Source organism: Streptomyces klenkii, assembly GCF_003626645.1.
Classification (GTDB): domain Bacteria; phylum Actinomycetota; class Actinomycetes; order Streptomycetales; family Streptomycetaceae; genus Streptomyces; species Streptomyces klenkii.
The window spans coordinates 186679-210023 of the sequence record NZ_RBAM01000005.1 but is presented as its reverse complement, the minus strand read 5'-3'; the positions used below and the strand labels follow the sequence as shown (position 1 = coordinate 210023).

The window sequence follows — 23345 nt, the reverse complement described above, 5'->3', positions numbered from 1 at the left end:
TACCGGCAGATTACCAAGAGTGAGCGGGGGTGGCGGTCGTTGAGCGCAGAGATGCTCATCTGTGCTGCTCGTCCGGCCTGCCCGCTGCTGTCCGACCGACCCGCTGTGCTCACGTGCGCTGCCGGAAATTCGCTGGATCCCGGACCGGCCGCCTGTCACGATGGCGCCGCGCGCTCCGTGCGCGCTGCGCCACCCATGCACTTCGGGATACGTCAGGAGACACGCCATGCGCCAGAGGCCCGGATCCCCCCAGCGCCCTGACCGGATGACTCCTCCCGAGGTCCTCTTTGCGTACGCACACCCTGCTCTCCGGGCTCTCCCTGCCCGCGCAGCCCGTTCTGAACATCGGCATCCTCGCCCACGTCGACGCGGGTAAGACCAGCCTCACCGAGCGCCTGCTCTTCGACGCCGGCGCCATCGACCGGCTCGGCAGCGTCGACGCCGGCAGCACCCGCACCGACAGCGGCGAGATCGAACGCCGCCGCGGCATCACCATCCGCACCGCCGTCGCCCCCTTCCGCGTCGGCGGCCTGCGCGTCAACCTCGTCGACACTCCCGGCCACAGCGACTTCATCGCCGAGGTCGAGCGCGCCCTGGGCGTCCTCGACGGCGCCGTGCTCGTCCTGTCCGCCGTCGAAGGTGTGCAGGCGCAAACGCGCGTGCTGATGAAGACGCTGCGCCGGCTGCGCCTGCCCACCCTCGTCTTCGTCAACAAGACCGACCGCCCGGGGGCCCGCGGGGCCGAGACCCTCGCCGCGGTCCGCCGCCGGCTGACACCGCACGTGGTGCCCATGGGCACCGTCCACGGCATCGGCGCGCCCGGCGCCCGCACCGTGCCCGGCTCGTACGAGGACCCGGCCTTCCGCGACGCCATGGCCGAGGCGCTGGCCGAGCACGACGACGCGCTGCTCGCGAAGCTGGTCGAGGACCGGCCCGTGACGCCCTGGGAGCTGCGGCGCACGCTCGCCCGGCAGACCGCGCGCGGCCGCGTCCACCCCGTGTACTTCGGCTCCGCCCTCTCCGGCGAGGGCGTGGCGGACCTCGTCGACGGCATCGTCCGCTACCTGCCGCCCGCGCGTTGCACCGGCCGGGAGACCACCGGCACGGTGTTCGCCGTCGACCGCGGCCCCTCCGGAGAGAAGACCGCCTACCTGCGCCTCTTCTCGGGCGCGGTCTCCGAGCGCGACCGCATCACCCTCCACCGGCAGCACGCCGGCGGCACGCACACCGAGCACTCGGGCCGCGTCACCTCCCTCGCGGCGGTCGAGACCGGGCCGCCCGGGGCCGCCCGCCGCCGCGCCGCGGCCGGCGACATCGCCCGGATCCGGGGCCTGCCCGAGGTCCGGGTCGGCGACCGCCTCGGCCCCGTCCGCGACGGCGCGGACCACCGGCACTTCGCCGCGCCGAGCCTGGAGACCGTCGTCAGGCCCGTACGCCCCGAGGACGCCGCCCGGCTGCACAGCGCCCTCGCCGCGCTCGCCGACCAGGACCCGCTCATCGGCACCCGCACTCTGCCGGCGGGCGGCGGCACGTCCGTCCTGCTCTACGGCGAGGTGCAGAAGGAGACCATCGCGGCCACGCTCGCCGGGGAGTTCGGCGTCGAAGCGGTCTTCGAACCGAGCAGCACCGTCCACCGCGAGCGGCTCACCGGCACGGGCGAGGCGTACGAGGAGATCGACCGGCACGGCGGCCACGCCTTCTGGGCCACCGTCGGCCTGCGCACCGAACCGGGCGCCCCCGGCTCGGGCACGGTCTTCCGCCGCGACACCGAACTCGGCGCGCTGCCCCTCGCCTTCGACCGCGCCGTCGAGGAGACCGTCCACCACACCCTCGCCCAGGGCCTGTACGGCTGGCCGGTCACCGACTGCACCGTCACCCTGACCCGCTCCGGCTTCGTCGGTCCCGTCAGCACCGCCGCCGACTTCCGCCGCCTGACCCCGCTCGTCCTGATGGCGGCCCTGGCCCGGGCGAGAACACAGGTGTACGAACCCTGCCACGCCTACGAACTGGAGGCCCCCGCCGACACCTTGAGCGCCGTCGCGGGAGCGCTGGCGGCACTGGGAGCCGAGATCCACGACACGGAGACCGGCCCGGAGGTGTGCGTCCTCAAAGGCACCGTCCCGGCCCGCCACGCCGCCGACGCCGAACGCCGCCTGCCCGCCCTCACCCGCGGCGAGGCCCTCTGGTGGATCCACCCCACCGACGACCGCCCCCACCCGGGCCGCCCCCCGGAGCGCCCGCGCACGGACGGCAACCCCCTCAACCGCGCGGCGTACCTCCGCCACCTGACGGCGGTGCGGGCCTGATCCTCATACGGGCGGCAGCGCGTCCGGGCCGATGACCGGGGTGTCGTCTTCGTGCAGGATCCGGCACGGGGGATGGTGTTTGCAGAAGAAGCCCCGGCCCGTGCAGTAGGGGCAGAGGTGAGCGCCCGTCATGTTGCCGCCCTCGCCCGACTGGTCGAGGTAGAGCACGGCCGCGTGGTAGTCGCCGCTCCCTCTGCAGCCCTTGCAGAAGGCGTGCGGGCCGGGGCACGCCTCGTCAGGATCACTCATATCCGTGATGATGCGCGCCTGCCGCAGGAGCCGTACGCCACTTGGGCGTGACTCCTCCTTTCTGCGTACGGCACCGGTCTTTTGTCGTACGTCCCCGGCCGCCGGGCCCCTCACCACAACCCCGGCGGGCTCTCAGAACAGCGCCCCCGGCACCCGCGCCGCCCACCCCAGCCAGACCCCGATCAGGCCGCAGGCCGGCGCGCCGAGCCCGACGAGGGTGACCACGTCCAGGAAGAGCCACAGGATCCGGGTCGGGACCACGACGCGGGACGGGTCCTGCGGGTCGTAACGGATCTCGCCGTTGCGGGAGGCCCACAGGGACGTGTACTCGCGGAGGCTGCCGTCGAGGGCGCGGAAGCGGTAGCGGTAGTCCGCTTCCGTGTCGGCCGAGCCGCCCACCCGCTGCGGCGGGCCCACCTGTACCGTCACCCCGCGCAGGCGGACGACCCACCGCGTCCTCAGGCTCCTCATCTTCGCCCACACCGCGAACAGGCCGAAGCCGAGCCCGCCGAGCAGCCACGCGCCCGCCCCGTCCGAACGCGGTTCGACCGGGACCAGGGCCACGACCGGCACGCCCAGCACCGCATACGCCACGGCCGCCTTGAGCAGCGGGTGGGCCGATGCCATGAAGGCGCGCGCCCGGGCCGCGCGGGCGGGCCACGGGGCGGACGTCTCCCGCCGCACGGGCGGCCGGGCGCCCTCGTGGGGGCGGTCCGGCCGGATCGCCCGGATCTCCCCGGCGAACGCGGCGAGGACCTGCGGATTGCGGTGACGGATGGTCAGCGGCGGTTCGCCGGGATCGAAGAGGAGGACGGTCAGGATCCCGCCCTCCGTCTCGACCGCCCGGATCTGCGCCCCCGGCACGGCCGTCGTCGTACGGCCCCGCTCCTGCAACAGCTCGCGGCCGGCTATTCGCAGCCGGGTCCGCCCGTTCTTGATCACTACCCCCATGAGGGGAACATTACCCCGCTGACCTGGACAGATGCCGCCGAAGCGACCGCCTCAGGCCCGCGGCGGGAGCGTCTCAGGTCCGCAGCGGGACCGCCTCAGCCCGGTCCCCGCAGCCGCCTCGGCCCGGCGCCGTCAGCTCATCCGCAGCGCGAGGAAGAAGTCCAGCTTGTCCTCCAGGCGCGACAGGTCCCGGCCCGTCAGCTGCTCGATCCTGCCCACGCGGTAGCGCAGGGTGTTGACGTGCAGGTGCAGCCGCGTCGCGCACCGCGTCCAGGAGCCGTCGCAGTCCAGGAAGGCCTCCAGCGTCGGGATGAGCTCGGCGCGGTGGCGGCGGTCGTAGTCGCGCAGCGGGTCCAGGAGCCGGGCCGTGAAGGCGCGGCGGACGTCGTCGGGGACGAACGGCAGCAGCAGGACGTGCGAGGCGAGCTCCTGGTGGCCCGCCGCGCAGACCCGGCCCGGGCGGGCGGCGGCGACCCGGCGGGCGTGCCGGGCCTCCTCCAGCGCCCCGCGCAGGCCCTCCGCCGAGTGCACGGCGGCGCTGACGCCGAGCGTGAGCCGGCCGTCGTCGTCGAGGCCGCGGGAGAGCGGTTCGCGGACGGCGGCGAGGAGCCGGTCCGCGTGCAGCCCGGCGGCCTGGGCCGCCGCCTCGTCGCCCTCGGACCCGGCCGGCACCGCGGGCAGCGGCACGAGGGCGACCGCCTCGTCGCCCATGTGGGCGACGGCGATCCGGTCGGACGGCTCGGGCCCGGACGCCTCGGGGGCGGCCAGCATCTCCTCCAGGAGGGCCTGGGCGACCGGGCCGCCGGGGATGTCGCCGTCCTCCCACTCGACGCGGGCGACGACGACCTGCCAGTGCGGCGCCGTGCCGAGGCCCGGCAGCAGGACGGGGGCCGCGACGCGCAGGCGGGCGGCGATCTCGGCGGGGGCCGCGCCCGTCTGGACCAGTTCGAGGACCTCCTGGGCGAGCCGGCGGCGCACCGTACGGGCGGCGTCGCGGCGGTCCCGCTCCACGGCGATCAGCTGGGTGACGCCGTCGAGCAGGTCCAGCCGCTCGGGCGACCAGTCGCCGGCGTCGGCCTCGACGGCGAGGAACCAGTCGGACAGGACCGTCTCGCGGACGTCACGGGCGGCCAGTGCGCGGCCGCTGTGGCTGATGGGGAACAGCGAGTACGTGTCGCCGCCGGCGCTCACGCGGTGCGGCCCGCGCCGGCCCGTGCGGGCGGCGGCCAGGTGCTCGCCGGCCAGGGCCGCGCTGACCGAGGCGGGCAGCTCGGGCCCGGCGCCCGCGAGCGAGGAGCCCGCGATGGGGCGGCCGGTCGGGGAGAGCACCCACGCCCGCAGGTCCAGGTCGGAGCCCAGCAGGTCGAGGACGACCTCGGGGCCGCCCCCGGCCGGGCCGGACGTCATCAGCCGGCGGTGCCGGTCCACGACGGCCGCCAGGTCCCCGGCGCGCTCGCTCGACACCTGCCGCACGACGTGCTCGGTGATGGAGGCGAACGAGACGTTCTCGTTCACCGAGAACAGCGGCAGGCGGTGCCGGGCGCAGGCCCGGATCAGGTCGTCCGGGATGGAGGCCATCTCGGCCTCGCCCGCCGCGAGCCCCGCCACGCCCGCCCCCGTGAGGATCCGCACGAACCGCTCGGAGTCCTCCGGCTCCCGCCGCCAGGCGAGGCCGGTGAGCACGAGTTCGCCGCCGGAGAGGTAGCGGCTCGGGTCGCGCAGGTCGGTCGTCATCACGCCGCGCACCGTGCGGTCCAGCTCGTCCTCGCCGCCGAGCAGACGGAGGCCCAGCGCTTCGGTCTCCAGGAGTGCGCGCAGCCGCATCGTGGTCGCCGCCGATCTGTCTTGTTGTTACCAGTGGAATGCAGTGAGGTTTCCCAACCCCGTCTTTCGTTCGAATCTACAAGATGGGTGCTCCGACCAGCCAACCGCTTCATGGTTTCAGTGACTGCACCGGCGCGCCGGGCGCTCGCTGTACTGGGCTCACCCCCCTCGGACGACCCCGTGAGACCGATCGACGACCCGGTGAGACCGATCGAGAAGAGAACCCCCATGGAGTTCCTGCGCCCCCGCAGCTGGGAGGAGGCTCTGGCCGCCAAGGCCGAGCACCCGGCCGCCGTCCCCCTCGCGGGCGGCACGGACGTGATGGTCGAGATCAATTTCGATCAGCGCCGCCCCGAGTACCTGCTGGACCTGAACCGCATCGGCGATTTGTACGAATGGGAGACCGGGGAGGACGAGGTCCGGCTGGGCGCCTCCGTACCGTACACGCGGATCATGGAGGAGCTGCGGGCGGAGCTTCCCGGCCTCGCGCTCGCGGCGCACACCGTCGGCTCGCCGCAGATCCGCAACCGCGGCAGCGTCGGCGGCAACCTCGGCGCCGCCTCGCCCGCCGGGGACTCCCACCCGGCCCTGCTGGCGGCGGGCGCGCGGGTGGAGGCCGCGTCCGTGCGGGGCACGCGCCTGATCCCCGCCGAGGAGTTCTACACGGGCGTCAAGCGCAACGCCCTCGCGCCGGACGAGCTGATCCGTGCCGTACGGATCGCGCGGGCCGACGGGCCCCAGCAGTTCTCCAAGGTCGGCACGCGCAACGCCATGGTCATCGCCGTGTGCGCGTTCTCCCTCGCGCTGCACCCGCGCACCCGCACGGTGCGCACGGGCATCGGCTCCGCGGCCCCCACCCCGGTGCGGGCCCGCGCCGCGGAGGACTTCCTCGCGGCCGCCCTGGAGGAGGGCGGGTGCTGGGAGTCCGGCCGGCCCCTGCCGCCCTCCGCGGTCCGGCAGTTCGCCGAGCTCGCCGCCGGGGCGTGCAACCCGATCGACGACGTCCGCGGCAGCGCCCGCTACCGCCGGCACGCGGTCGCCGTCATGGCCCGCCGCACGCTCGGCTGGACGTGGGACGCCTACCGCGGCGGGGAGAGGGGCGAACGATGCGCGTGAACTTCACGGTCAACGGCCGGCCGCGGCAGGCCGACGACGTGTGGGAGGGCGAGAGCCTGCTGTACGTCCTGCGCGAGCGGCTCGGCCTGCCGGGCTCGAAGAACGCCTGCGAGCAGGGCGAGTGCGGCTCGTGCACGGTCCGGCTCGACGGCGTGCCCGTCTGCGCCTGCCTGGTCGCCGCCGGGCAGGTCGAGGGGCGCGAGGTCGTCACCGTCGAGGGGCTCGCCACGGGGGAGGACGGCGCGGAACTCTCCGTCGTGCAAAAGGCGTTCACCGACGCCGGCGCCGTCCAGTGCGGCTTCTGCACGCCCGGCCTGGTCGTCGCCGCCGACGAGCTCATCCGGCGCAACCCCGACCCCTCCGACGCGGACATCCGCGAGGCCCTCTCGGGCAACCTGTGCCGATGTACCGGCTACGAGATGATCCTCGACGCGGTCCGCCTCGCGGCCGCCCGCGCCGGAGAGGCGGGCTGACATGGCCACCGCACGCACCCCCGCCGGCCTCGCCGCCGGCACCCTCGGCGGCATCGGCGAGTCCGTCCCGCGCCCCGACGGCACGCTCAAGGTCACCGGCGAGTTCGCCTACGCCTCCGACCTGTGGCACGAGGACATGCTGTGGGGCTGCACGCTCCGCAGCCCCCACGCCCACGCCAGGATCCTGTCCACCGACGTCTCCGGCGCCCTCGCCACCCCGGGCGTGTACGCGGTGCTGACCCACGCCGACCTGCCCGCCGCGACCCGCTACGGGCTGGAGATCCAGGACACCCCCGTCCTCGCCGACGGCGTCGTCCGCTACCACGGCGAGCCCGTCGCCCTCGTCGCCGCCGACCACCCCGAGACCGCCCGCCGCGCCGCCGCCCGCATCCGCGTCGCCTACGAGGAACTCCCCGTCGTCCACGACGAGGAGAGCGCCACCGCCCCCGGCGCCCCCCTCCTGCACCCCGGCCGCGACGACAGCCACGCCGCCCACGTCCCGCACCCCAACATCGTCCACCGCCAGCCCGTCGTCCGCGGCGACGTCGCCGCCGCCCGGGCCCGCGCCGCCGTCGTCGTCACCGGCGACTACGAAGTGGGCATGCAGGACCAGGCGTTCCTCGGCCCCGAGTCCGGGCTCGCCGTGCCCGCGGAGGACGGCGGCGTCGACCTCTACATCGCCACCCAGTGGCTCCACGCCGACCTGCGCCAGATCGCCCCCGTCCTCGGCCTCCCCGAGGACAAGGTCCGCATGACGCTCTCCGGCGTCGGCGGCGCCTTCGGCGGCCGCGAGGACCTGTCCATGCAGGCCCACGCCTGCCTGCTCGCGCTGCGCACCGGCAAGCCCGTGAAGATGGTCTACAACCGCTTCGAGTCGTTCTTCGGCCACGTCCACCGCCACCCGGCCCGGCTCCACTACGAGCACGGGGCGAGCGGCGACGGCCGGCTGCTCTACGTCAAGGCCCGCATCGTCCTCGACGGCGGCGCCTACGCCTCCTCCTCCCCGGCCGTCGTCGGCAACGCCGCGTCCCTGGCCGTCGGCCCGTACGTGGTCGACGCCGTCGACGTCGAGGCCGTCGCGCTCTACAGCAACAACCCGCCGTGCGGCGCGATGCGCGGCTTCGGCGCCGTCCAGGCCTGCTTCGCGTACGAGGCCCAGATGGACCGGCTCGCGGACCGCCTCGGCCTGGACCCCGTGGAGTTCCGGCAGCGCAACGCCATGGCCCAGGGCGCCGTCATGCCCACCGGGCAGGTCGTCGACGCGCCCGCGCCCGTCGCGGAGCTGCTGCGCCGGGTCAAGGCCCGGCCGCTGCCGCCCGAGCGGCCGTGGGAGAGCGCCGGGGGCGGCCCCGACGTCCGCGCGCTGCCGGGCGGGCTGTCCAACACCACGCACGGCGAGGGCGTCGTCCGCGGCGTCGGCTACGCGGTCGGCATCAAGAACGTCGGCTTCTCGGAGGGCTTCGACGACTATTCGACGGCCCGGGTGCGGCTCGAAACCGTCGCCGGGCAGCCGGTGGCCACCGTGCACACCGCGATGGCCGAGGTCGGTCAGGGCGGCGTGACCGTCCACGCCCAGATCGCGCGCACCGAACTCGGCGTCACCCGCGTCGTCCTGGAGCCCGCCGACACCCGCGTCGGCTCGGCCGGCTCCACCTCCGCCTCCCGCCAGACCTACGTCACGGGCGGCGCCGTCCGCCACGCCTGCCACCTCGTACGGGAAGAGGTGCTCGCCCTCGGCCGCGCCCGGTTCGGCGCCTCCCACCCCGCATGGGCGCACGCCGAACTCCTGCTGGAGGGCGGCAAGGTGACCACCGAAGCGGGCGAGGTCCTGGCCGCCCTCGCCGACGTCCTGGAGGACGAGGTGATCGACGTCGAGCGCGAGTGGCGGCACCGGCCCACCGAGCCCTTCGACCTGCGCACCGGCCGGGGCGACGGCCACGTCCAGTACTCCTTCGCGGCCCACCGCGCCGTCGTCGACGTCGACACCGAGCTCGGGCTCGTCAAGGTCGTCGAGCTGGCCTGCGCCCAGGACGTCGGCAAGGCCATGAACCCGCTGGCCGTCGCCGGCCAGATACAGGGCGGCACCACCCAGGGCCTGGGCCTCGCCGTCATGGAGGAGATCGTCGTCTCCGCGGACGGGCGGGTGCGCAACCCGTCCTTCACGGACTACCTGATCCCCACCATCCTCGACACCCCCGCCATCCCCGTGGACATCCTCGAACTCGCCGATGAGCACGCCCCGTACGGGCTGCGCGGCGCGGGCGAGGCGCCCACGCTGTCCGCCACCCCGGCCGTCGTCGCGGCCATCCGGGCGGCGACCGGGCTGGCGCTGGGCAGGGTGCCGGTGCGGCCCGAACACCTCACCGGAACCTGAGAGTTCCCCCCAGGGCACCACCGGCCGCGCGCCCCCCAGCGGCCGGTGCCGTGCCGCCCCTTCGTCTCGGGCCGTCCCCCGGGTCGTGCACGCCACTACCCACCCACACCCCGGAGAAGGCAGCTCATGACCCAGCCATCCGTGGAGCCGGCCTCCACGGCGCCGAACGCGGGCGCGGGCCCGCGGCCACCCGCCGGAAGGTCCTGGCCCGACCGCTACTTCCACATCAGCGCGCGCGGATCCACCCCCGGCCGGGAGGTGCGCGGCGGCATCACCACCTTCATGGCGATGTCGTACATCCTCCTGCTCAACCCCCTGATCCTCTCCGGCCCCGACGCCTCCGGGCAGCGGCTCGGCCACACCGGGCTGATCACCGCCACCGCGCTCGCCGCCGCGGTCTGCACCCTGGCAATGGGCTTCCTCGGCAGGGTCCCGCTCGCCCTGGCCGCCGGGCTGGGCGTCTCCGGGGTGCTCTCCACCCAGGTGGCGCCCCACATGACCTGGCCCCAGGCGATGGGGATGTGCGTGCTGTACGGCGCGGTGATCGTGCTGCTGGCCGTGACCGGCCTGCGCGAGCTGATCATGAACGCGCTGCCGCTCGCCCTCAAGCACGCCATCACCATGGGCATCGGCATGTTCATCGCCCTGATAGGGCTGGTCAAGGCCGGTTTCGTGCACGCCTCCAAGGGCGGCGGGCCGGTCACGCTCGGCCCGGCGGGCGAGCTCGCCGGCTGGCCCGTGCTGATCTTCTGCGTCACCCTGCTGGCCGTCTTCATGCTGCAAGCGCGCGACGTCCCCGGCGCGATCCTCATCGGCATCGTCGTCGGCACGGTGCTGGCCGTCGCCGTCAACTCCGCGGCCGGGCTCGCGCCCTCCGCCTGGCAGAACGGCGCGCCCGCGCTCAAGGGCGGCGCCGTCTCCATGCCGGACTTCTCCCTCTTCGGGCACGTGGAGTTCGGCGGCTGGGGGTCGCTGGGCGTCATGAGCGTCGCGATGATCGTTTTTACGCTGGTCCTGGCCGGCTTCTTCGACGCCATGGCCACGATCATCGGCGTCGCGACGGAGGCCCGGCTGACGGACGACCGCGGCCGGCTGCCGGGGCTGAGCACGGCGCTGTTCGTCGACGGGGCGGGCGGCGCGATCGGCGGGGTCGCCGGGGCGTCGGGCCAGACCGTCTTCATCGAGTCCGCGACCGGGGTCGGCGAGGGCGCCCGCACGGGGCTGTCGTCCGTCGTGACCGGGCTGCTCTTCGCCGCCTGCCTGTTCTTCACCCCGCTGACCCGCATCGTGCCCGGCGAGGTCGCCGCCGCCGCGCTCGTCGTCATCGGCGCCATGATGATGAGCAACGCCCGGCACGTCGACTGGGGCGACCGGGCCGTCGCCGTACCGGCGTTCCTGACCGTGGTGCTGATGCCGTTCACGTACTCCATCACGGCGGGCGTCGGCGCGGGCGTCATCGCCTTCACGGCGATCAAGGCGGCGCAGGGGAAGTGGCGCGAGCCGGGCGTGTTCATGTGGGTGCTGACGGCGGTGTTCACGGCGTATTTCGCCTTGCACCCGATCGAGAGCTGGCTGGGCGTCAAGTAGGCCGTGCCGACATGAAGTAGGCCGTGCTGGTCATGTATATCGCGTAAGCCATGTACGTCGTGTAGGTCATGTACATCGCGTAGGTCATGTAGGTCAGGTACGTCGTGTAGCTCGTGTACGTCGCGTGAGGAGTGGGCCGTCATGCTGGACATCGCCGAGGATCTGCACCGCTGGTGCGGGGAAGGGCGGGCGTTCGCCGTCGCCACGGTGGTCGCCGTGGAGGGCAGCGCGCCCCGGCAGCCGGGCGCGGCCCTCGCCGTCGACACCGAGGGCACGGCGGTCGGTTCGGTCTCGGGCGGGTGCGTGGAGGGCGCGGTGTACGAGCTGTGCCGCGCCGCGCTGGAGAGCGGCGAGAGCGTGCGGGAACGATTCGGCTATTCGGACGAGGACGCCTTCGCCGTGGGCCTGACCTGCGGGGGCGCCCTCGACGTCCTGGTCGTCCCGGTGCTGCCGGACGGGTGCGGGCGCGCGGTCCTGGCCGAGGCGCTGACAGCGGTGACGGCGGGGGAGCCGGTGGCGCTGGCCCGCGTGGCCGACGGGCCGGACGGGTGGCTGGGGCGGGCGCTGCTGGTCCGGGCGGACGGGACGTACGCGGGAACGCTGGCGGGGACGGAGCCGGAGGACCGCTCCGTCTCTCTGGGCCGCTCCGCCTCTTCGGACCGTACGGATTCGGACCGTACGGTTCTGGATCGTACGGTCGCCGCGGAGGCCGCCGCGCTGCTGGCCGCCGGCCGGACGGGCACGGTCGTGGCGGGCACGGACGACGTGAACGGGTCTCGCTGCGGGGATCCGGTGACGGTCCTGGTGGAGTCGTGCCTGCCGCCCCCGCGCATGATCGTCTTCGGGGCGGTGGACTTCGCCGCGGCGCTCGTACGGGCCGGCAAGTTCCTCGGCTACCACGTGACGGTGTGCGACGCGCGGCCCGTGTTCGCGACGACGGGCCGCTTCCCCGGCGCGGACGAGGTCGCCGTGGACTGGCCGCACCGCTACCTCGACGCCCAGCAGGCGGCGGGGGCGCTCGACGCCCGGACCGTTCTGTGCGTGCTGACCCACGATGCGAAGTTCGACGTACCGCTGCTGGAACGCGCCCTGCGGCTGCCCGTCGCCTACGTCGGCGCGATGGGCTCGCGCCGCACGCACGAGGCCCGCCTGGAGCGGCTGCGCGAGGCGGGAGTCGCCGAGCGCGCGCTGGACCGGCTGCGCTCGCCGATCGGCCTCGACCTGGGCGCGCGTACCCCGGAGGAGACGGCCCTGTCCATCGTGGCGGAGATCGTCGCCGCCCGGCACGGCGGCACGGGCGTCCCGCTGACGGGCGCGCACACGCCGATCCACCACGAACCGCGGCGGGAGCGGGAGCTGGGGAAGGGGCGGGGCCTGGGATCGGTGGCCTGAGCCTGGTGTCCTGAACCCGGTGTGCTGAGGCCGGTGCCCCGGCGCCGCTGTCGGAGGCCTCTGGTAGAACATGAGTCGCATTTTGAGCTGTTCATGTTCCTGTCCCACCAGCACGATGAGGCCCTTTGTCGCCCTCCAGACAGTTGTCGCCCTCCAGACGGATCTGGACCCTCGCCATAGCCGTGGGCCTGGTCACCTGCGGCACGGCCGCCACGGCATCCGCCGCGCCCTCCCCGGCCGGCCCGTCCCCCGCCCCCTCCGCAGCCGCGGCAGCCCGCAAGGCCGAGACGTACTGGACGGCCGAGCGCATGGCGGGGGCGAAGCCCCTCGGCGCGGGGAAGCCCGTTGAAGCGGGGAAGTCCCTCGACGCGGGGAAGGCGCCGTCCGCGGGGCGGGCGCTGACGGCCGCCCCCCGCACGTCGGTCGCCGCGGCGCCACCGGCCGGCACGCCCCAGGGAACGTACGGCGACGGCATACCCATGGTCGGCACGTTCTTCAGCAGCGACCCGACCGGGACCACGTACTGCACCGCGAGCGTCGTACAGAGCCCCGGCCGCAACCTCGTCCTCACCGCCGGGCACTGCGCCCAGGGTCTCGCCGGGCGCACCCAGCAGATCTTCGTGCCGCAGTACCGCAAGGGCCTGGACGCGGCCCACCAGCCGTACGGCGTCTTCCCCGTGGAGCGCGTCTTCAGCGACCCGCGGTACACCCGCAACAGCACCGGCCCCGACTCCGACCTGGACGCCGGCTTCGCCCGCCTCGGCCCCAACTCCCGCGGCGAGCAGGCCGAGACCCGCACCGGTGGTCTCCGGCTGACCCCCACGCCCCGCTGGACCAGCACCGTCACCGTCGTCGGCTACCCCGGCTCGCACAACACCGACCAGCGGGCGCTGAGCTGCACCGTGCCGACGTCGCGCCTGTCCGGTCAGCACCAGCTCCAGATGAAGTGCGGCGGCTTCTACGGCGGCACGTCCGGCAGCCCGTGGATCACGAACTACGACGCCGCGGCCCGCACCGGCGACATCGTCGGCAGCCTCGGCGGCTGGAACGGCGGCGGCACCCTCACCGGCGAGGACTGGATCAGCTACGCGCCCGTCTTCGGCAGCGAGATACAGGCCCTCTACCAGGACGCGATCGCCGACCGCACGCCCGTCCGCACCGCCTACCAGCGGCCCTCCGACAGCGCCCGCCTCCCCGGCGCCGCCACCACCTGGACGCACGCCAAGCACCTGGTCTCCGCCGACTTCACCGGCGACGGGCGCGACGACCTGCTGACGATCTGGAGCGACGGCGAGGTCAGCCTCTACCCGGGCGACGGCCGCGGCGGCTTCGGCACCGAGCAGCAGCTCGCGCGGTCCGACAGCTTCTGGAAGCGCGCCGTGACCGTCACGGCGGGCGAGTTCAGCGGCTCCGGCAAGCCCGACCTCATGGTCCGCTGGGACACCGGCAAGCTCTCGTACTACGAGGACTTCCAGGCCGGCGGCTCGGGCCCCGAGTACACCCTCGGCGCGGGCGGCTCCTTCTGGAAGTACGCCTCCCAGATCACGGCGGGCCGCTACGACTCCACGGACCGCTCCGCGGACCTGGCCGTCCGCTGGGTCGACGGCAGCCTCAGCGTGTACGCGGGTGCCGGCCCCTCCGGCCCCGGCACGGAGCGCCGTCTGATGGACGCCGGCTCGTACTGGAAGTACGCCACCGCCCTCAGCAGCCCCCGCCCGGCGGGCCAGGACCGCAGCGCCCTCCTCGTCCGCTGGTCCGACGGCTCCCTCGGCTCGTACGCCACCACCGGTACGGACCTCGGCAAGGGCACCCGCCTCCAGGCCCCCAACCCGTCCTGGACGGACACCGCCATGACCACGGGCGACCTCACCGCCTCGGGCCGCCCGGACGCCCTCGTCGTCCGCTGGTCCGACGGCGAGACGTCCCGCTACGACGGGCTCAACGCCGACGGCCCGGGCGCGTGGACGCCGCTGGTGAACAACGGCTGATGCGCTCCGGTCCGGCGTTCCGCGGCCCCGGAGCCACGGAACGCCGGACCGCGTCGGCGAGACCGGTCGGGTCCGCTCGGCCCCCGCCTCACCTGTGCAGCACCGCGTCCACCACCAGCCCCCGGTGGTCCGTGCCCGTCAGGTCCAGGAAGCGGGCGCTGCGGGGTTCCAGGGACGGGCTGAGGAGGACGTGGTCGATCTGGGCGCCCAGCGGGGGAGCGGTCAGGGACGGCCAGGTGGGGGTGCGGGAGCGGCCCACGGCGGCCGCGCTGTCGCGGACGCCCGTGTCCAGGACGGCGCGGAAGGCCGCGTGGTCCTGCGAGGCGTTGAAGTCGCCGGCGATGACCGTGGGAGCCTCGCCGCGCGCCGCGGCCATGGCGCGGACCCGGCCCAGCTCCGTGCGCCACAGCTCCACCCCGCCCGCCACCGGCGGCATCGGGTGCGCCACCTGGAACAGCAGCCGCGCCCCCGCCACCCGCACCAGCGCCCGCGGCATCGCCAGCGTCCCGCGCACCGAGCCGTCCGGCGCCAGGGGGAAGCGGCTGAGGAGCGCCGAGCCCTGCGCCCTGCCGCCGCCCACGACGATCCGGTACGGGTACGCGGCCCGCAGCCCCGGGCTCTCCAGCGCCGGTGCGCACTCCTCCGGGGAGCACTCCTGCACCGAGACCAGGTCCGGGCGCTCGCGCCGCAGGGCCTCCAGCAGGCCCGGCGTGGCCCCGCCGAACTCCAGGTTCGCGGTCAGGATGCGCAGCCGGGCCACCTCCGGGCCGGACGCTGCCGCCCCTCCCGCCTCGTACGGGGGCAGGAAGTACAGCGTGCCGAGGACCGCCGCCAGGCCCCACGCGCAGCCCACCACCCACCGCGTGCCTGCCGCGAGCACCAGTGCGGCCCCGGCGGGAGCGAGCAACCAGGGTAGGAACGCCAGCAGTTGGGGCATCGGCGTGACGCCGTCCACGTCGCAGGCCCGGCACAGCAGCGGCCCGCTCACCAGCGCCAGGAGCAGGCCCGCGCCCCACCGGGCGGCCTTGCGGCGCACGCGCGGCGGCGGGCCCTCGGGGCCGGGCGGTGCCGAGGCGGTCCCCTCCATGGTTTTGACCCCGGTATTACCTTCTGATTGCGGACGGCTTGACGTCATATGGCAAGCTAGACGCTGAAGGTGCCGCTCCGGCCGCATTTAGTGGGTATTTGGCGCGGTGCCGCATCGTGTACGTACGAGCGAGGAGGTGATCGGGATGACCAGTCGGAGTCCCGAGGGAAGTCCTCGCGCATGCGCTGCGCTGAGCTGACCTGCTTTTGCCGGGCCCGTGGCGGGTCCGGCCTGCGTCGGCCGCGCCGTTCGATGTGATTCCCCCCCCGCTTTCGCGGTGGATTTCCCCCTTGTGCACGCTCAGTGATTCCGGCCTTCCCGGCCACTGACACTCACTGACGTTTCTTTCCCGCGCCCCGGGCAGTTCGTGCTGCCCTGCCGCGTTCCTTCACCCCTCCGGGCCCCGGTGCGGCCGCGCCATGCCGCCATGCCGCCATGCCGCCATGCCGCCATGCCGCCATGCCGTCGTGCCTCATGCCGTCGCGCCGCCATGCCGCCGTGCCCGGAAGAGAGGTTCCGCCATGACCAACACCACCCTCACCCCCGGCAAGCTCGCTCCGCCGGGCCGCACCCGCCGCGAGCGGAAGGCCGCCGAGCTGGAGGCCCGTACCCGCGCCGCCGGCGACCGGCTGGCCCGGATCAGCGGCCGGCCCGCCGCTCAGGTCCTCCAGGACGCCCGCGCCACCCCGCACGGCCTGCGCCAGGACGACGCCGAGCTGCGGCTCGACCGCGGCGGCGCCAACGTCGTCGCCCACGACACCGGCCCCCGCTGGTACGCGCAGCTCGCGAAGGCCTTCTGGAACCCCTTCATCATGATCCTGGTCGTCCTCCTGGCGGTCATGTACGTGCAGTGGCTCCAGGTCGCCGACGAGGAGCCCTTCGACCCCAAGATCCCCATCATCGGGACGATGGTGCTGGTCAGCGGCCTGCTGCGGTTCTGGCAGGAGCACCGCTCGGCGGGCGCCGCGGCCGCCCTGCGCGCTCTGGTCACCACGACCACCGCCGTCCAGCGGCGCGCCGACCGCAACGCGGCCCCGGCCACCGTCGAGATCCCGATGGACCGGGTCGTCGTCGGCGACGTCGTCCGCCTCGCCGCGGGCGACCTCGTCCCCGCCGACCTGCGCCTGCTCACCGCCAAGGACCTGATGGTCAGTCAAGCGGCGCTGTCGGGCGAGTCGCTGCCGGTCGCCAAGGCCGACACCCGCCCCCACGACTACGGGCAGTCCACGACCACGGACCCCGTAGAGGCCGACAACCTCTGCCTCATGGGCACCTCGGTGACCTCCGGCACCGCCACCGGCGTCGTCGTGGCCACCGGCGCCGGCACCTACTTCGGGTCGATGGCCGGCTCGCTCGTCGGCGAGCGCCCCGAGACCAGCTTCGACACCGGCGTGAAGAAGGTCAGCTTCCTGCTGATCCGGTTCATGCTCGTCATGGTGCCGCTCGTGTTCGCCGTCAACGGCTTCACCAAGGGCGACTGGAACGAGGCGTTCATGTTCGCCGTCGCCGTGGCCGTCGGCCTCACGCCCGAGATGCTGCCGATGGTCGTCACCACGAACCTCGCGCGCGGCGCCGTCGCCATGTCCAAGCGCAAGGTCGTCGTCAAGCGGCTCAACGCCATCCAGAACCTGGGCGCCATGGACGTGCTGTGCACGGACAAGACCGGCACGCTCACCGAGGACCGCATCGTCCTCGACCGCTACCTCGACGCGCACGGCCGGGAGGACGCCGAAGTCCTCGAATACGCCTATCTCAACAGCCACTTCCAGACAGGGCTGCGCAACCTCATGGACCGGGCGGTCATCGACCGCGTGCTCGAGGCCGAGGAGGTTGTCGTCGACGCCCGCTTCACGAAGGTCGACGAGATCCCCTTCGACTTCGCGCGCCGCCGGATGTCGGTGGTCCTGAGCCGCAACGAAGTCGGCCGCGGCGAAGCCAACCGCAGCGAAGTCAGCCGCGGCGACCTGGACGGGCCCGCGTCCACCGAGCACATCCTCATCACCAAAGGCGCCGTCGAGGAAGTCCTCGCGCTGTGCACCCACATGACCGACAGCGGCCGCCGCCTCGAACTCACCCGGGAGCTGCGCCGCCGCGTCACCCGTACCGCCGAGGACAACAACCGGCAGGGCCTGCGCGTGCTGGCCGTCGCCACCCGCGCCTTCCCCGCCGTCCGCGACGCGTACACCGTCGCGGACGAGGACGGCCTGACCCTCGTCGGCTTCCTCGCCTTCCTCGACCCGCCGAAGGCCGACGCCGCGGCGGCCCTGCGGGCCCTCGCCGACAAGGGCGTGGCCGTCAAGGTCGTCACCGGCGACAACGAGCTCGTCGCGGCGCGCGTCTGCGCCGACGTCGGCATCGACGTGGGAGCCGTCGTCACCGGGGCGGAGGTCGACGCCCTGGACGACGCGGAGCTGCGCACCCTGGTCCGTGCCACCACGGTCTTCGCCAAGACCAACCCGGTGCAGAAGGCCCGCATCGTCCGGGCGCTCCAGGCCGAGGGGCACACCGTCGGCTTCCTGGGCGACGGCATCAACGACGCCGCCGCGCTGCGCGACGCCGACGTCGGCATCTCCGTCGACACGGCCGTCGACATCGCCAAGGAGTCGGCCGACATCATCCTGCTGGAGAAGGACCTGATGGTCCTCGAACAGGGCGTCGAGCAGGGCCGCACCACCTTCGGCAACACCATCAAGTACATCAAGATGACGGCGAGCTCGAACTTCGGGAACGTCTTCTCGGTCCTGGTGGCCAGCGCCTTCATCCCCTTCCAGCCGATGCTGGCGATCCACCTGCTGGTGCAGAACCTCGCCTACGACATCTCGCAGCTCGCCACGCCCTGGGACCGGATGGACCCGGAGTACCTGCGCGAGCCGCGCACGTGGGACGCCAAGGGCATCGCCCGCTTCATGCTCTTCATCGGGCCGATCAGCTCGGTCTTCGACATCACCACCTTCGTGGTGCTGTGGAACGTGTTCGGCGCGGACAGCGAGGCGAGCCAGACGCTGTTCCAGTCCGGGTGGTTCGTCGAGGGGCTGCTCTCCCAGACCCTCATCGTCCACATGATCCGTACCCGCAAGGTGCCGTTCATCGGCTCCCGGGCCTCGGCGCCGGTGATGGTGATGACCGCCGTGGTGATGGCGTTCGGCCTGCTCCTGCCGTTCTCGCCGCTGGCCCCGGCGCTCTCGATGGAAGCGCTGCCGATGAGCTACTTCCCTTGGCTGATCGCGATCCTGCTCGCGTACTGCGCCCTGACCCAGGCGGTCAAGACCTGGTACATCCGGCGATTCGACGCCTGGCTGTGACCGGGCTCGACGTCCGGCCGTGACCGGGCTCAACACCTGGCCGTGACCGGCCGATAGGGATACCGACGAGGAAGGTGGATCATGGTTGTGGTCAACGAGTGGCACATGGCGGGCAACATCGCGGCCGGCCTGGGCTTCGGGGCGATCATCGGACTGGAGCGCCAGTGGCGGGCCCGGATGGCGGGCCTGCGCACCAATGCGCTGGTCGCGGCCGGTTCCGCCCTCTTCGTCCTGCTCTCGCAGTACGGGTTCGCCGCCGCGACGAGTACGACCGGCTACGACGGCTCCCGCGTCGCCGCACAGATCGTCTCCGGCATCGGCTTCCTCGGCGCGGGCGTCATCATGCGGGACGGGCTGAGCGTGCGCGGCCTCAACACCGCGGCGACCCTGTGGTGCTCGGCCGCCGTCGGCGCCCTCGCCGGGACCGGGCTGTACGTGGTGGCCGCGCTCGGCACGGTGGGCGTCGTCGGCGCCAACACCCTGCTCCGGCCGCTGGCCCGGGGCCTCGACCGGGGCCCGCACGGCGGCGCGGAAGTGGCTACGGACTACCACTTCGAGGTCGTGTGCACCGAGCCCGAGGAGGCCCACGTCCGCACCCTCGTCGTCCAGGCCGTCGCCCGCCCCGGCTTCCGCCTGCGCTCGGTCTACAGCGCGGACGCCGAGGCCCCCGGCAAGGTCACCGTCTCGGCCGACCTCACCACGGAACGGCGCGACGACAGCCTCCTGGAGGAGGCCGTCAGCCGCCTCTCCCTCGAACCCGCCGTCTCCGCCGTCAGCTGGACCGTCCTCCAGGCGCCCGACGACGATGCCGACGACGACTACGCGGCCGACCCCCGCAGCCGCCGCCGCGTCCGGGACTTCTTCACGGGGAGGTGAGCCCGGGCGGGCCGCTGAGCCCAACCGGGCCGCTGAACTCGGTCCTGCTCGGCCCTGCCGCTAGGTGCTGCTCGCGTCACTCACCGTCGTTCCGGAAAATCTCCACAACCGCCGGGTACCCGCGGTAGCCCCTCATTGCCGCACCTCGATATGCCGGTTATGCCCGACGCGCTTGATGGGCGTGTGTCCATTTATGTTCCGTGGGGATCTTGAGGCCCTTGTATCTGTTACTCGATCTTGTGAAGGAAGTGTGATGATCCCGCGAAGGAATCCGAAAGCCCGAGCTCAGAAAGGGCGTCAGAACGTCAACGCGGTTGGCCGTGCCACCCGTTCGCGTGCTTATATCTGCCGCACCGCGACGGCTCTTTGAACGGTGGCCGGTTCCGGCCGGGTCGGCGCGGTGGTGAGAAACATCGAGCAATATTCAGACAAATGGAAAGGTGCGCAATCATGCGTGACAACCTCGAGACCCGTGAGATCGCCGACGCCGAGCTGGACGCCGTTTCCGGCGGTGTGAGCATTTCCGGTGGCCTGCTCGGCGCCGTGACCGGCGACGTTCACCACGTGCTCGGTACCGTGACCTCGCTGAACACCGTTCAGGCCGTCCCCGGCACGGTCGGTCAGGTCGAGGGCATCGTCGGCCTGCACGCCGGTGTCGCCGGTCTCTGAGCACCGCTCAGAAATACGTGCCCGTGAATCCCGGAACTCCTCCCCTGTTCCGGGGTTCACGGCTGCCCGCATTTCCGCCGCCCTTTTCGGTACCCGTGTCACGAATGCAGTCGAAGGAATAGTCCGTGCAGTTCCGCCAGCAGGCGCTTTCCAAGCTGCAATCGCCCGAAGAACTCGATCTGCCCGTACGATTCGCGCGCCCGCAGGGGCGGCTCGTGCTGGCCGTCACGCTCGCCGTCGTCATCGCCGCGGCTTTCTGGGCGTTCACCGGATCCGTGACGTCCAGGCTGAGCGCGCCGGGCATTCTCACCCGCGCCGAGGGAAGTTATCTGCTCCAGAGCCCGTACGCGGGTCAGGTCACCGGAGTCCTCGCCGAGGAGGGCCAGCTGCTGGCCGCGGGCGCGCCCCTGCTCCGGGTCAGCACGGACCGGGGCGACCGGACCGTGCACGTCGTGGCCGCGGGACGGGTGACGTCCCTGGTCGCCAGGACGGGCGCGGTCGTGACGACCGGCGCGGACGTGGCGACCGTGGAACGGATGACGAAGCCGGACGATCCGCTGGTCGCCGTGCTGTACGTGCCGGGCGGCAGCGGCGGCTCGATCCCCGTGGGCGCCTCCGTCGACCTGAGCGTCCAGTCCGTCCCCCGGGAGAAGTTCGGCGTGCTGCGCGGCCGCGTCCAGGCCGTCGGCCGCGCGCCTCAGACCGCGGCGCAGATCGGCGGCTTCCTCGGCGACAACCGGCTCGCCGACCGGTTCACCCGGCAAGGAGACCCCGTAGCCGTCCTCGTACGGCTGGAGCCCTCGGCCGCCACGAAGTCCGGCTACAGCTGGTCCGTGGCGAGCGGCCCCCCGTACGCCGTCGACTCCACGACGCCCGTCACCGCCGCCGTACACCTCGCCGACCAGCGGCCCGTCGACTGGCTGCTGCCGTGACCGCCGCGCGCCGCCGCCGGTCCGCGCCCGCACGCTCCACCGGCAGGCAGAGCACCGGCCGGCAGAAGCAGAAGACCGTACGCACCCCCACCGTCCTCCAGATGGAGGCCGTCGAGTGCGGCGCCGCCGCGCTCGCCATGGTGCTCGGCCACCACGGCCGCCACGTCCCCCTCGAAGAGCTCCGCATCGCCTGCGGCGTCTCCCGCGACGGCTCCCGCGCCAGCAACCTCCTCAAGGCCGCCCGCAGCTACGGGCTGACGGCCAAGGGCATGCAGATGGACCTCGCCGCGCTCGCCGGAGTGCGCGCCCCGGCCGTCCTGTTCTGGGAGTTCAACCACTACGTCGTCTACGACGGCACGGGCCGCCGGTTCGGCCGCCGCGGCGTGTACGTCAACGACCCCGCCAAGGGCCGCCGGTTCGTCCCCATGGAGGAGTTCGACTCCGCCTTCACCGGCGTCGTGCTCACCTTCGAACCCGGCCCGGACTTCCGCCGCGCCGGCCGCCGCCCCGGCGTCGCGGGGGCCGTGCCCGCCCGGCTGCGCGGCACGTCCGGCACCATGCTCGCCGCCGTCCTCTCCAGCCTCCTGCTGGTGGCCGTCGGCGCGGCGGTGCCCGCGCTGAGCCGCACGTACATCGACACGTACCTGATCGGCGGCCGGACCGACCTGCTGGGCGTGCTCTTCGCGGCCATGGCGACCGCCCTCGTGCTCACGGCCGCACTCACCGCCCTCCAGCAGGCCAACCTGCTGCGCGGCCGCATCATCTCCTCCACGCTGGGCAGCGCCCGCTTCCTGCGCCACCTGCTCCGCCTCCCGGTCACCTTCTACGCCCAGCGCAACCCGGCCGACCTGGTCCAGCGCCTGCGGTCCAATGACGCGGTCGCCGAGACCCTCGCGCGCGACCTCGCCGCGGCCGGCGTCGACGCGGTCGTCGTCGTCCTCTACGCCGTGCTGCTGTGGACCTACGACCCGCAGCTCACCGTCGTCGGCGTCGGCATCGCGCTGCTCAACGTCGTCGCCCTGCGCATCGTGGTCCGCCTGCGGGCCACCGGCACCCAGAAGCTGCGCGCCGAGAGCGCCCGGCTCACCAACACCTCCTACAGCGGCTTGCAGCTCATCGAGACGATGAAGGCCACCGGCGGCGAGAACGGCTTCTTCCGCCGCTGGGCCGGCCGGCACGCCGTCACCCTCGACGTGCAGCAGCGGCTCGGCGTGCCCAGCGCCTGGCTGGCGGTCACCGCTCCTACCCTCGCCGCCCTCAACAGCGCGCTGATCCTGGCGATCGGCGGCCTCCGGGCCGTCGAGGGACACCTCTCCGTCGGCCTCCTCGTCGCCTTCCAGGCCCTCGTGACCGGCTTCACCGCGCCGATCACCCGCCTCAACGGCGTGGCCGGGCGCGTCCAGGACTTCGCCGCCGACGTCGCCCGCCTCAAGGACGTCGAGAACTTCCCCGTCGACCCGGTCCACACGCGCCGCGAGCCCGCGGCCGCCACCCGCCGCCTCAAGGGCCACGTCGAGCTGGACGGCATCACCTTCGGCTACAGCCCCCTCGACGCCCCGCTGCTGAAGGACTTCTCGCTCACCGCCGGCCCCGGGCAGCAGATCGCCCTCGTCGGCGGCTCCGGCAGCGGCAAGTCCACCGTCTCCCGGCTGATATCCGGCCTCTACGCCCCCTGGGAGGGAACCGTCCGCATCGACGGCATGCGCCTGGAGGACATCCCGCGCGCCGCGCTCGCCGCCTCCGTATCCTTCGTCGACCAGGACGTCTTCCTCTTCGAGGGCACCGTCCGCGACAACGTCGCCCTGTGGGACCCCTCCGTCCCCGACGACGCCGTGGTCGCCGCCCTGGAGGACGCCGCCGTGTACGACGTGGTCGCCCGCCGCCCCGGCGGCATCCACAGCCGCGTCGAGCAGGACGGCCGCAACTTCTCCGGGGGCCAGCGCCAGCGCCTGGAGATCGCCCGCGCGCTGGTGCGCCGCCCCAGCGTCCTGGTCCTCGACGAAGTGACCAGCGCCCTCGACGCCGTCACCGAACAGACCGTCATGGACAACCTGCGCCGCCGCGGCTGCGCCTGCGTCGTCATCGCCCACCGGCTGAGCACCGTGCGCGACAGCGACGAGATCCTCGTCCTCGACCGCGGCACGGTCGTCGAACGCGGGCGCCACGAGCAGCTGGCCGCGGCCGGGGGCCCGTACGCCGAACTGGTCAGGGAGCACTGA

16 protein-coding genes are annotated in these 23345 nt (G+C 73.5%); 12 read left to right on the top strand and 4 right to left on the bottom strand.

Features of this window, described 5'->3' with window-relative positions:
* Window positions 1–287: 287 nt before the first annotated feature.
* Entirely contained in the window at window positions 288–2306 is a 2019-nt protein-coding gene (locus D7231_RS14105) for an elongation factor G (protein ID WP_241999706.1), read from the top strand.
* Window positions 2307–2309: 3 nt separating this feature from the next.
* Here the strand turns inward: D7231_RS14105 and D7231_RS14100 are convergent, their stop codons facing one another.
* The 3 genes from D7231_RS14100 to D7231_RS14090 form a co-directional block, all read right to left on the bottom strand.
* Complete coding sequence (locus D7231_RS14100; RefSeq protein WP_120755762.1) at window positions 2310–2555, bottom strand: hypothetical protein; 246 nt, start codon at window positions 2553–2555, stop codon at window positions 2310–2312.
* A 132-nt stretch (window positions 2556–2687) separates the two neighbouring features.
* Window positions 2688–3506 (bottom strand): hypothetical protein, encoded by an 819-nt coding sequence (locus tag D7231_RS14095; RefSeq protein WP_147449720.1) that lies wholly within the window; start codon window positions 3504–3506, stop codon window positions 2688–2690.
* 132 nt (window positions 3507–3638) lie between these two features.
* Window positions 3639–5330 carry a PucR family transcriptional regulator gene (locus D7231_RS14090; protein WP_120755760.1) on the bottom strand — a complete coding sequence of 564 codons (1692 nt, stop codon included), beginning with the start codon at window positions 5328–5330 and terminating at the stop codon, window positions 3639–3641.
* 228 nt (window positions 5331–5558) lie between these two features.
* On the opposite strand from D7231_RS14090, the gene D7231_RS14085 reads away from it, so the two are divergent.
* The 6 genes from D7231_RS14085 (at window position 5559) to D7231_RS14060 (ending at window position 14260) form a co-directional block, all read left to right on the top strand.
* On the top strand, window positions 5559–6446 hold the full coding sequence (locus tag D7231_RS14085) for an FAD binding domain-containing protein (protein ID WP_120755759.1): 888 nt from the start codon (window positions 5559–5561) through the stop codon (window positions 6444–6446).
* Window positions 6437–6919, top strand: coding sequence for a (2Fe-2S)-binding protein (locus D7231_RS14080; RefSeq protein WP_120755758.1), 483 nt, complete (start codon window positions 6437–6439; stop codon window positions 6917–6919). Before D7231_RS14085 ends, D7231_RS14080 begins: the two co-directional genes overlap by 10 nt.
* A gap of 1 nt (window position 6920) precedes the next feature.
* Window positions 6921–9293, top strand: a complete 2373-nt coding sequence (pucD, locus tag D7231_RS14075; protein WP_120755757.1) for a xanthine dehydrogenase subunit D — start codon at window positions 6921–6923, stop codon at window positions 9291–9293.
* Between the two features lie 126 nt (window positions 9294–9419).
* Window positions 9420–10880: an NCS2 family permease gene (locus D7231_RS14070; RefSeq protein ID WP_120755756.1), complete on the top strand. Its 1461-nt coding sequence runs from the start codon at window positions 9420–9422 to the stop codon at window positions 10878–10880.
* Between the two features lie 141 nt (window positions 10881–11021).
* The gene (locus D7231_RS14065) at window positions 11022–12272 is read left to right on the top strand and encodes an XdhC family protein (protein WP_120755755.1); all 1251 of its coding nucleotides are present in this window, start codon (window positions 11022–11024) and stop codon (window positions 12270–12272) included.
* A 125-nt stretch (window positions 12273–12397) separates the two neighbouring features.
* Window positions 12398–14260: a trypsin-like serine peptidase gene (locus tag D7231_RS14060; protein WP_158673751.1), complete on the top strand. Its 1863-nt coding sequence runs from the start codon at window positions 12398–12400 to the stop codon at window positions 14258–14260.
* Window positions 14261–14348: 88 nt separating this feature from the next.
* Here the strand turns inward: D7231_RS14060 and D7231_RS14055 are convergent, their stop codons facing one another.
* Complete coding sequence (locus D7231_RS14055) at window positions 14349–15347, bottom strand: endonuclease/exonuclease/phosphatase family protein (protein WP_120755753.1); 999 nt, start codon at window positions 15345–15347, stop codon at window positions 14349–14351.
* Window positions 15348–15868: 521 nt separating this feature from the next.
* Here D7231_RS14055 and mgtA point away from each other — a divergent pair.
* The 5 genes from mgtA to D7231_RS14030 all read left to right on the top strand — a co-directional run bounded on the left by mgtA (window position 15869) and on the right by D7231_RS14030 (window position 23345).
* Window positions 15869–18649: a magnesium-translocating P-type ATPase gene (mgtA, locus tag D7231_RS14050; RefSeq protein ID WP_120755752.1), complete on the top strand. Its 2781-nt coding sequence runs from the start codon at window positions 15869–15871 to the stop codon at window positions 18647–18649.
* 81 nt (window positions 18650–18730) lie between these two features.
* On the top strand, window positions 18731–19525 hold the full coding sequence (locus D7231_RS14045) for an MgtC/SapB family protein (RefSeq protein ID WP_228775063.1): 795 nt from the start codon (window positions 18731–18733) through the stop codon (window positions 19523–19525).
* Window positions 19526–19975: 450 nt separating this feature from the next.
* Window positions 19976–20194 carry a hypothetical protein gene (locus D7231_RS14040; RefSeq protein ID WP_120755751.1) on the top strand — a complete coding sequence of 73 codons (219 nt, stop codon included), beginning with the start codon at window positions 19976–19978 and terminating at the stop codon, window positions 20192–20194.
* A gap of 125 nt (window positions 20195–20319) precedes the next feature.
* Window positions 20320–21126, top strand: a complete 807-nt coding sequence (locus tag D7231_RS14035) for a biotin/lipoyl-containing protein (protein WP_120755750.1) — start codon at window positions 20320–20322, stop codon at window positions 21124–21126.
* A gap of 101 nt (window positions 21127–21227) precedes the next feature.
* Complete coding sequence (locus D7231_RS14030; protein ID WP_338419859.1) at window positions 21228–23345, top strand: NHLP family bacteriocin export ABC transporter peptidase/permease/ATPase subunit; 2118 nt, start codon at window positions 21228–21230, stop codon at window positions 23343–23345.

Bases quoted from the DNA above. Each gene is read 5' to 3' on its own strand.
- D7231_RS14030 (WP_338419859.1), top strand. From the start codon at position 21,228: ATGGAGGCCGTCGAGTGCGGCGCCGCCGCGCTCGCCATGGTGCTCGGC.
- D7231_RS14070 (WP_120755756.1), top strand. From the start codon at position 9,420: ATGACCCAGCCATCCGTGGAGCCGGCCTCCACGGCGCCGAACGCGGGC.
- D7231_RS14100 (WP_120755762.1), bottom strand. From the start codon at position 2,555: ATGAGTGATCCTGACGAGGCGTGCCCCGGCCCGCACGCCTTCTGCAAG.
- D7231_RS14095 (WP_147449720.1), bottom strand. From the start codon at position 3,506: ATGGGGGTAGTGATCAAGAACGGGCGGACCCGGCTGCGAATAGCCGGC.
- D7231_RS14065 (WP_120755755.1), top strand. From the start codon at position 11,022: ATGCTGGACATCGCCGAGGATCTGCACCGCTGGTGCGGGGAAGGGCGG.
- D7231_RS14040 (WP_120755751.1), top strand. From the start codon at position 19,976: ATGCGTGACAACCTCGAGACCCGTGAGATCGCCGACGCCGAGCTGGAC.
- pucD (WP_120755757.1), top strand. From the start codon at position 6,921: ATGGCCACCGCACGCACCCCCGCCGGCCTCGCCGCCGGCACCCTCGGC.
- D7231_RS14090 (WP_120755760.1), bottom strand. From the start codon at position 5,330: ATGCGGCTGCGCGCACTCCTGGAGACCGAAGCGCTGGGCCTCCGTCTG.
- D7231_RS14080 (WP_120755758.1), top strand. From the start codon at position 6,437: ATGCGCGTGAACTTCACGGTCAACGGCCGGCCGCGGCAGGCCGACGAC.
- D7231_RS14055 (WP_120755753.1), bottom strand. From the start codon at position 15,347: ATGGAGGGGACCGCCTCGGCACCGCCCGGCCCCGAGGGCCCGCCGCCG.
- D7231_RS14085 (WP_120755759.1), top strand. From the start codon at position 5,559: ATGGAGTTCCTGCGCCCCCGCAGCTGGGAGGAGGCTCTGGCCGCCAAG.
- mgtA (WP_120755752.1), top strand. From the start codon at position 15,869: ATGACCAACACCACCCTCACCCCCGGCAAGCTCGCTCCGCCGGGCCGC.
- D7231_RS14045 (WP_228775063.1), top strand. From the start codon at position 18,731: ATGGTTGTGGTCAACGAGTGGCACATGGCGGGCAACATCGCGGCCGGC.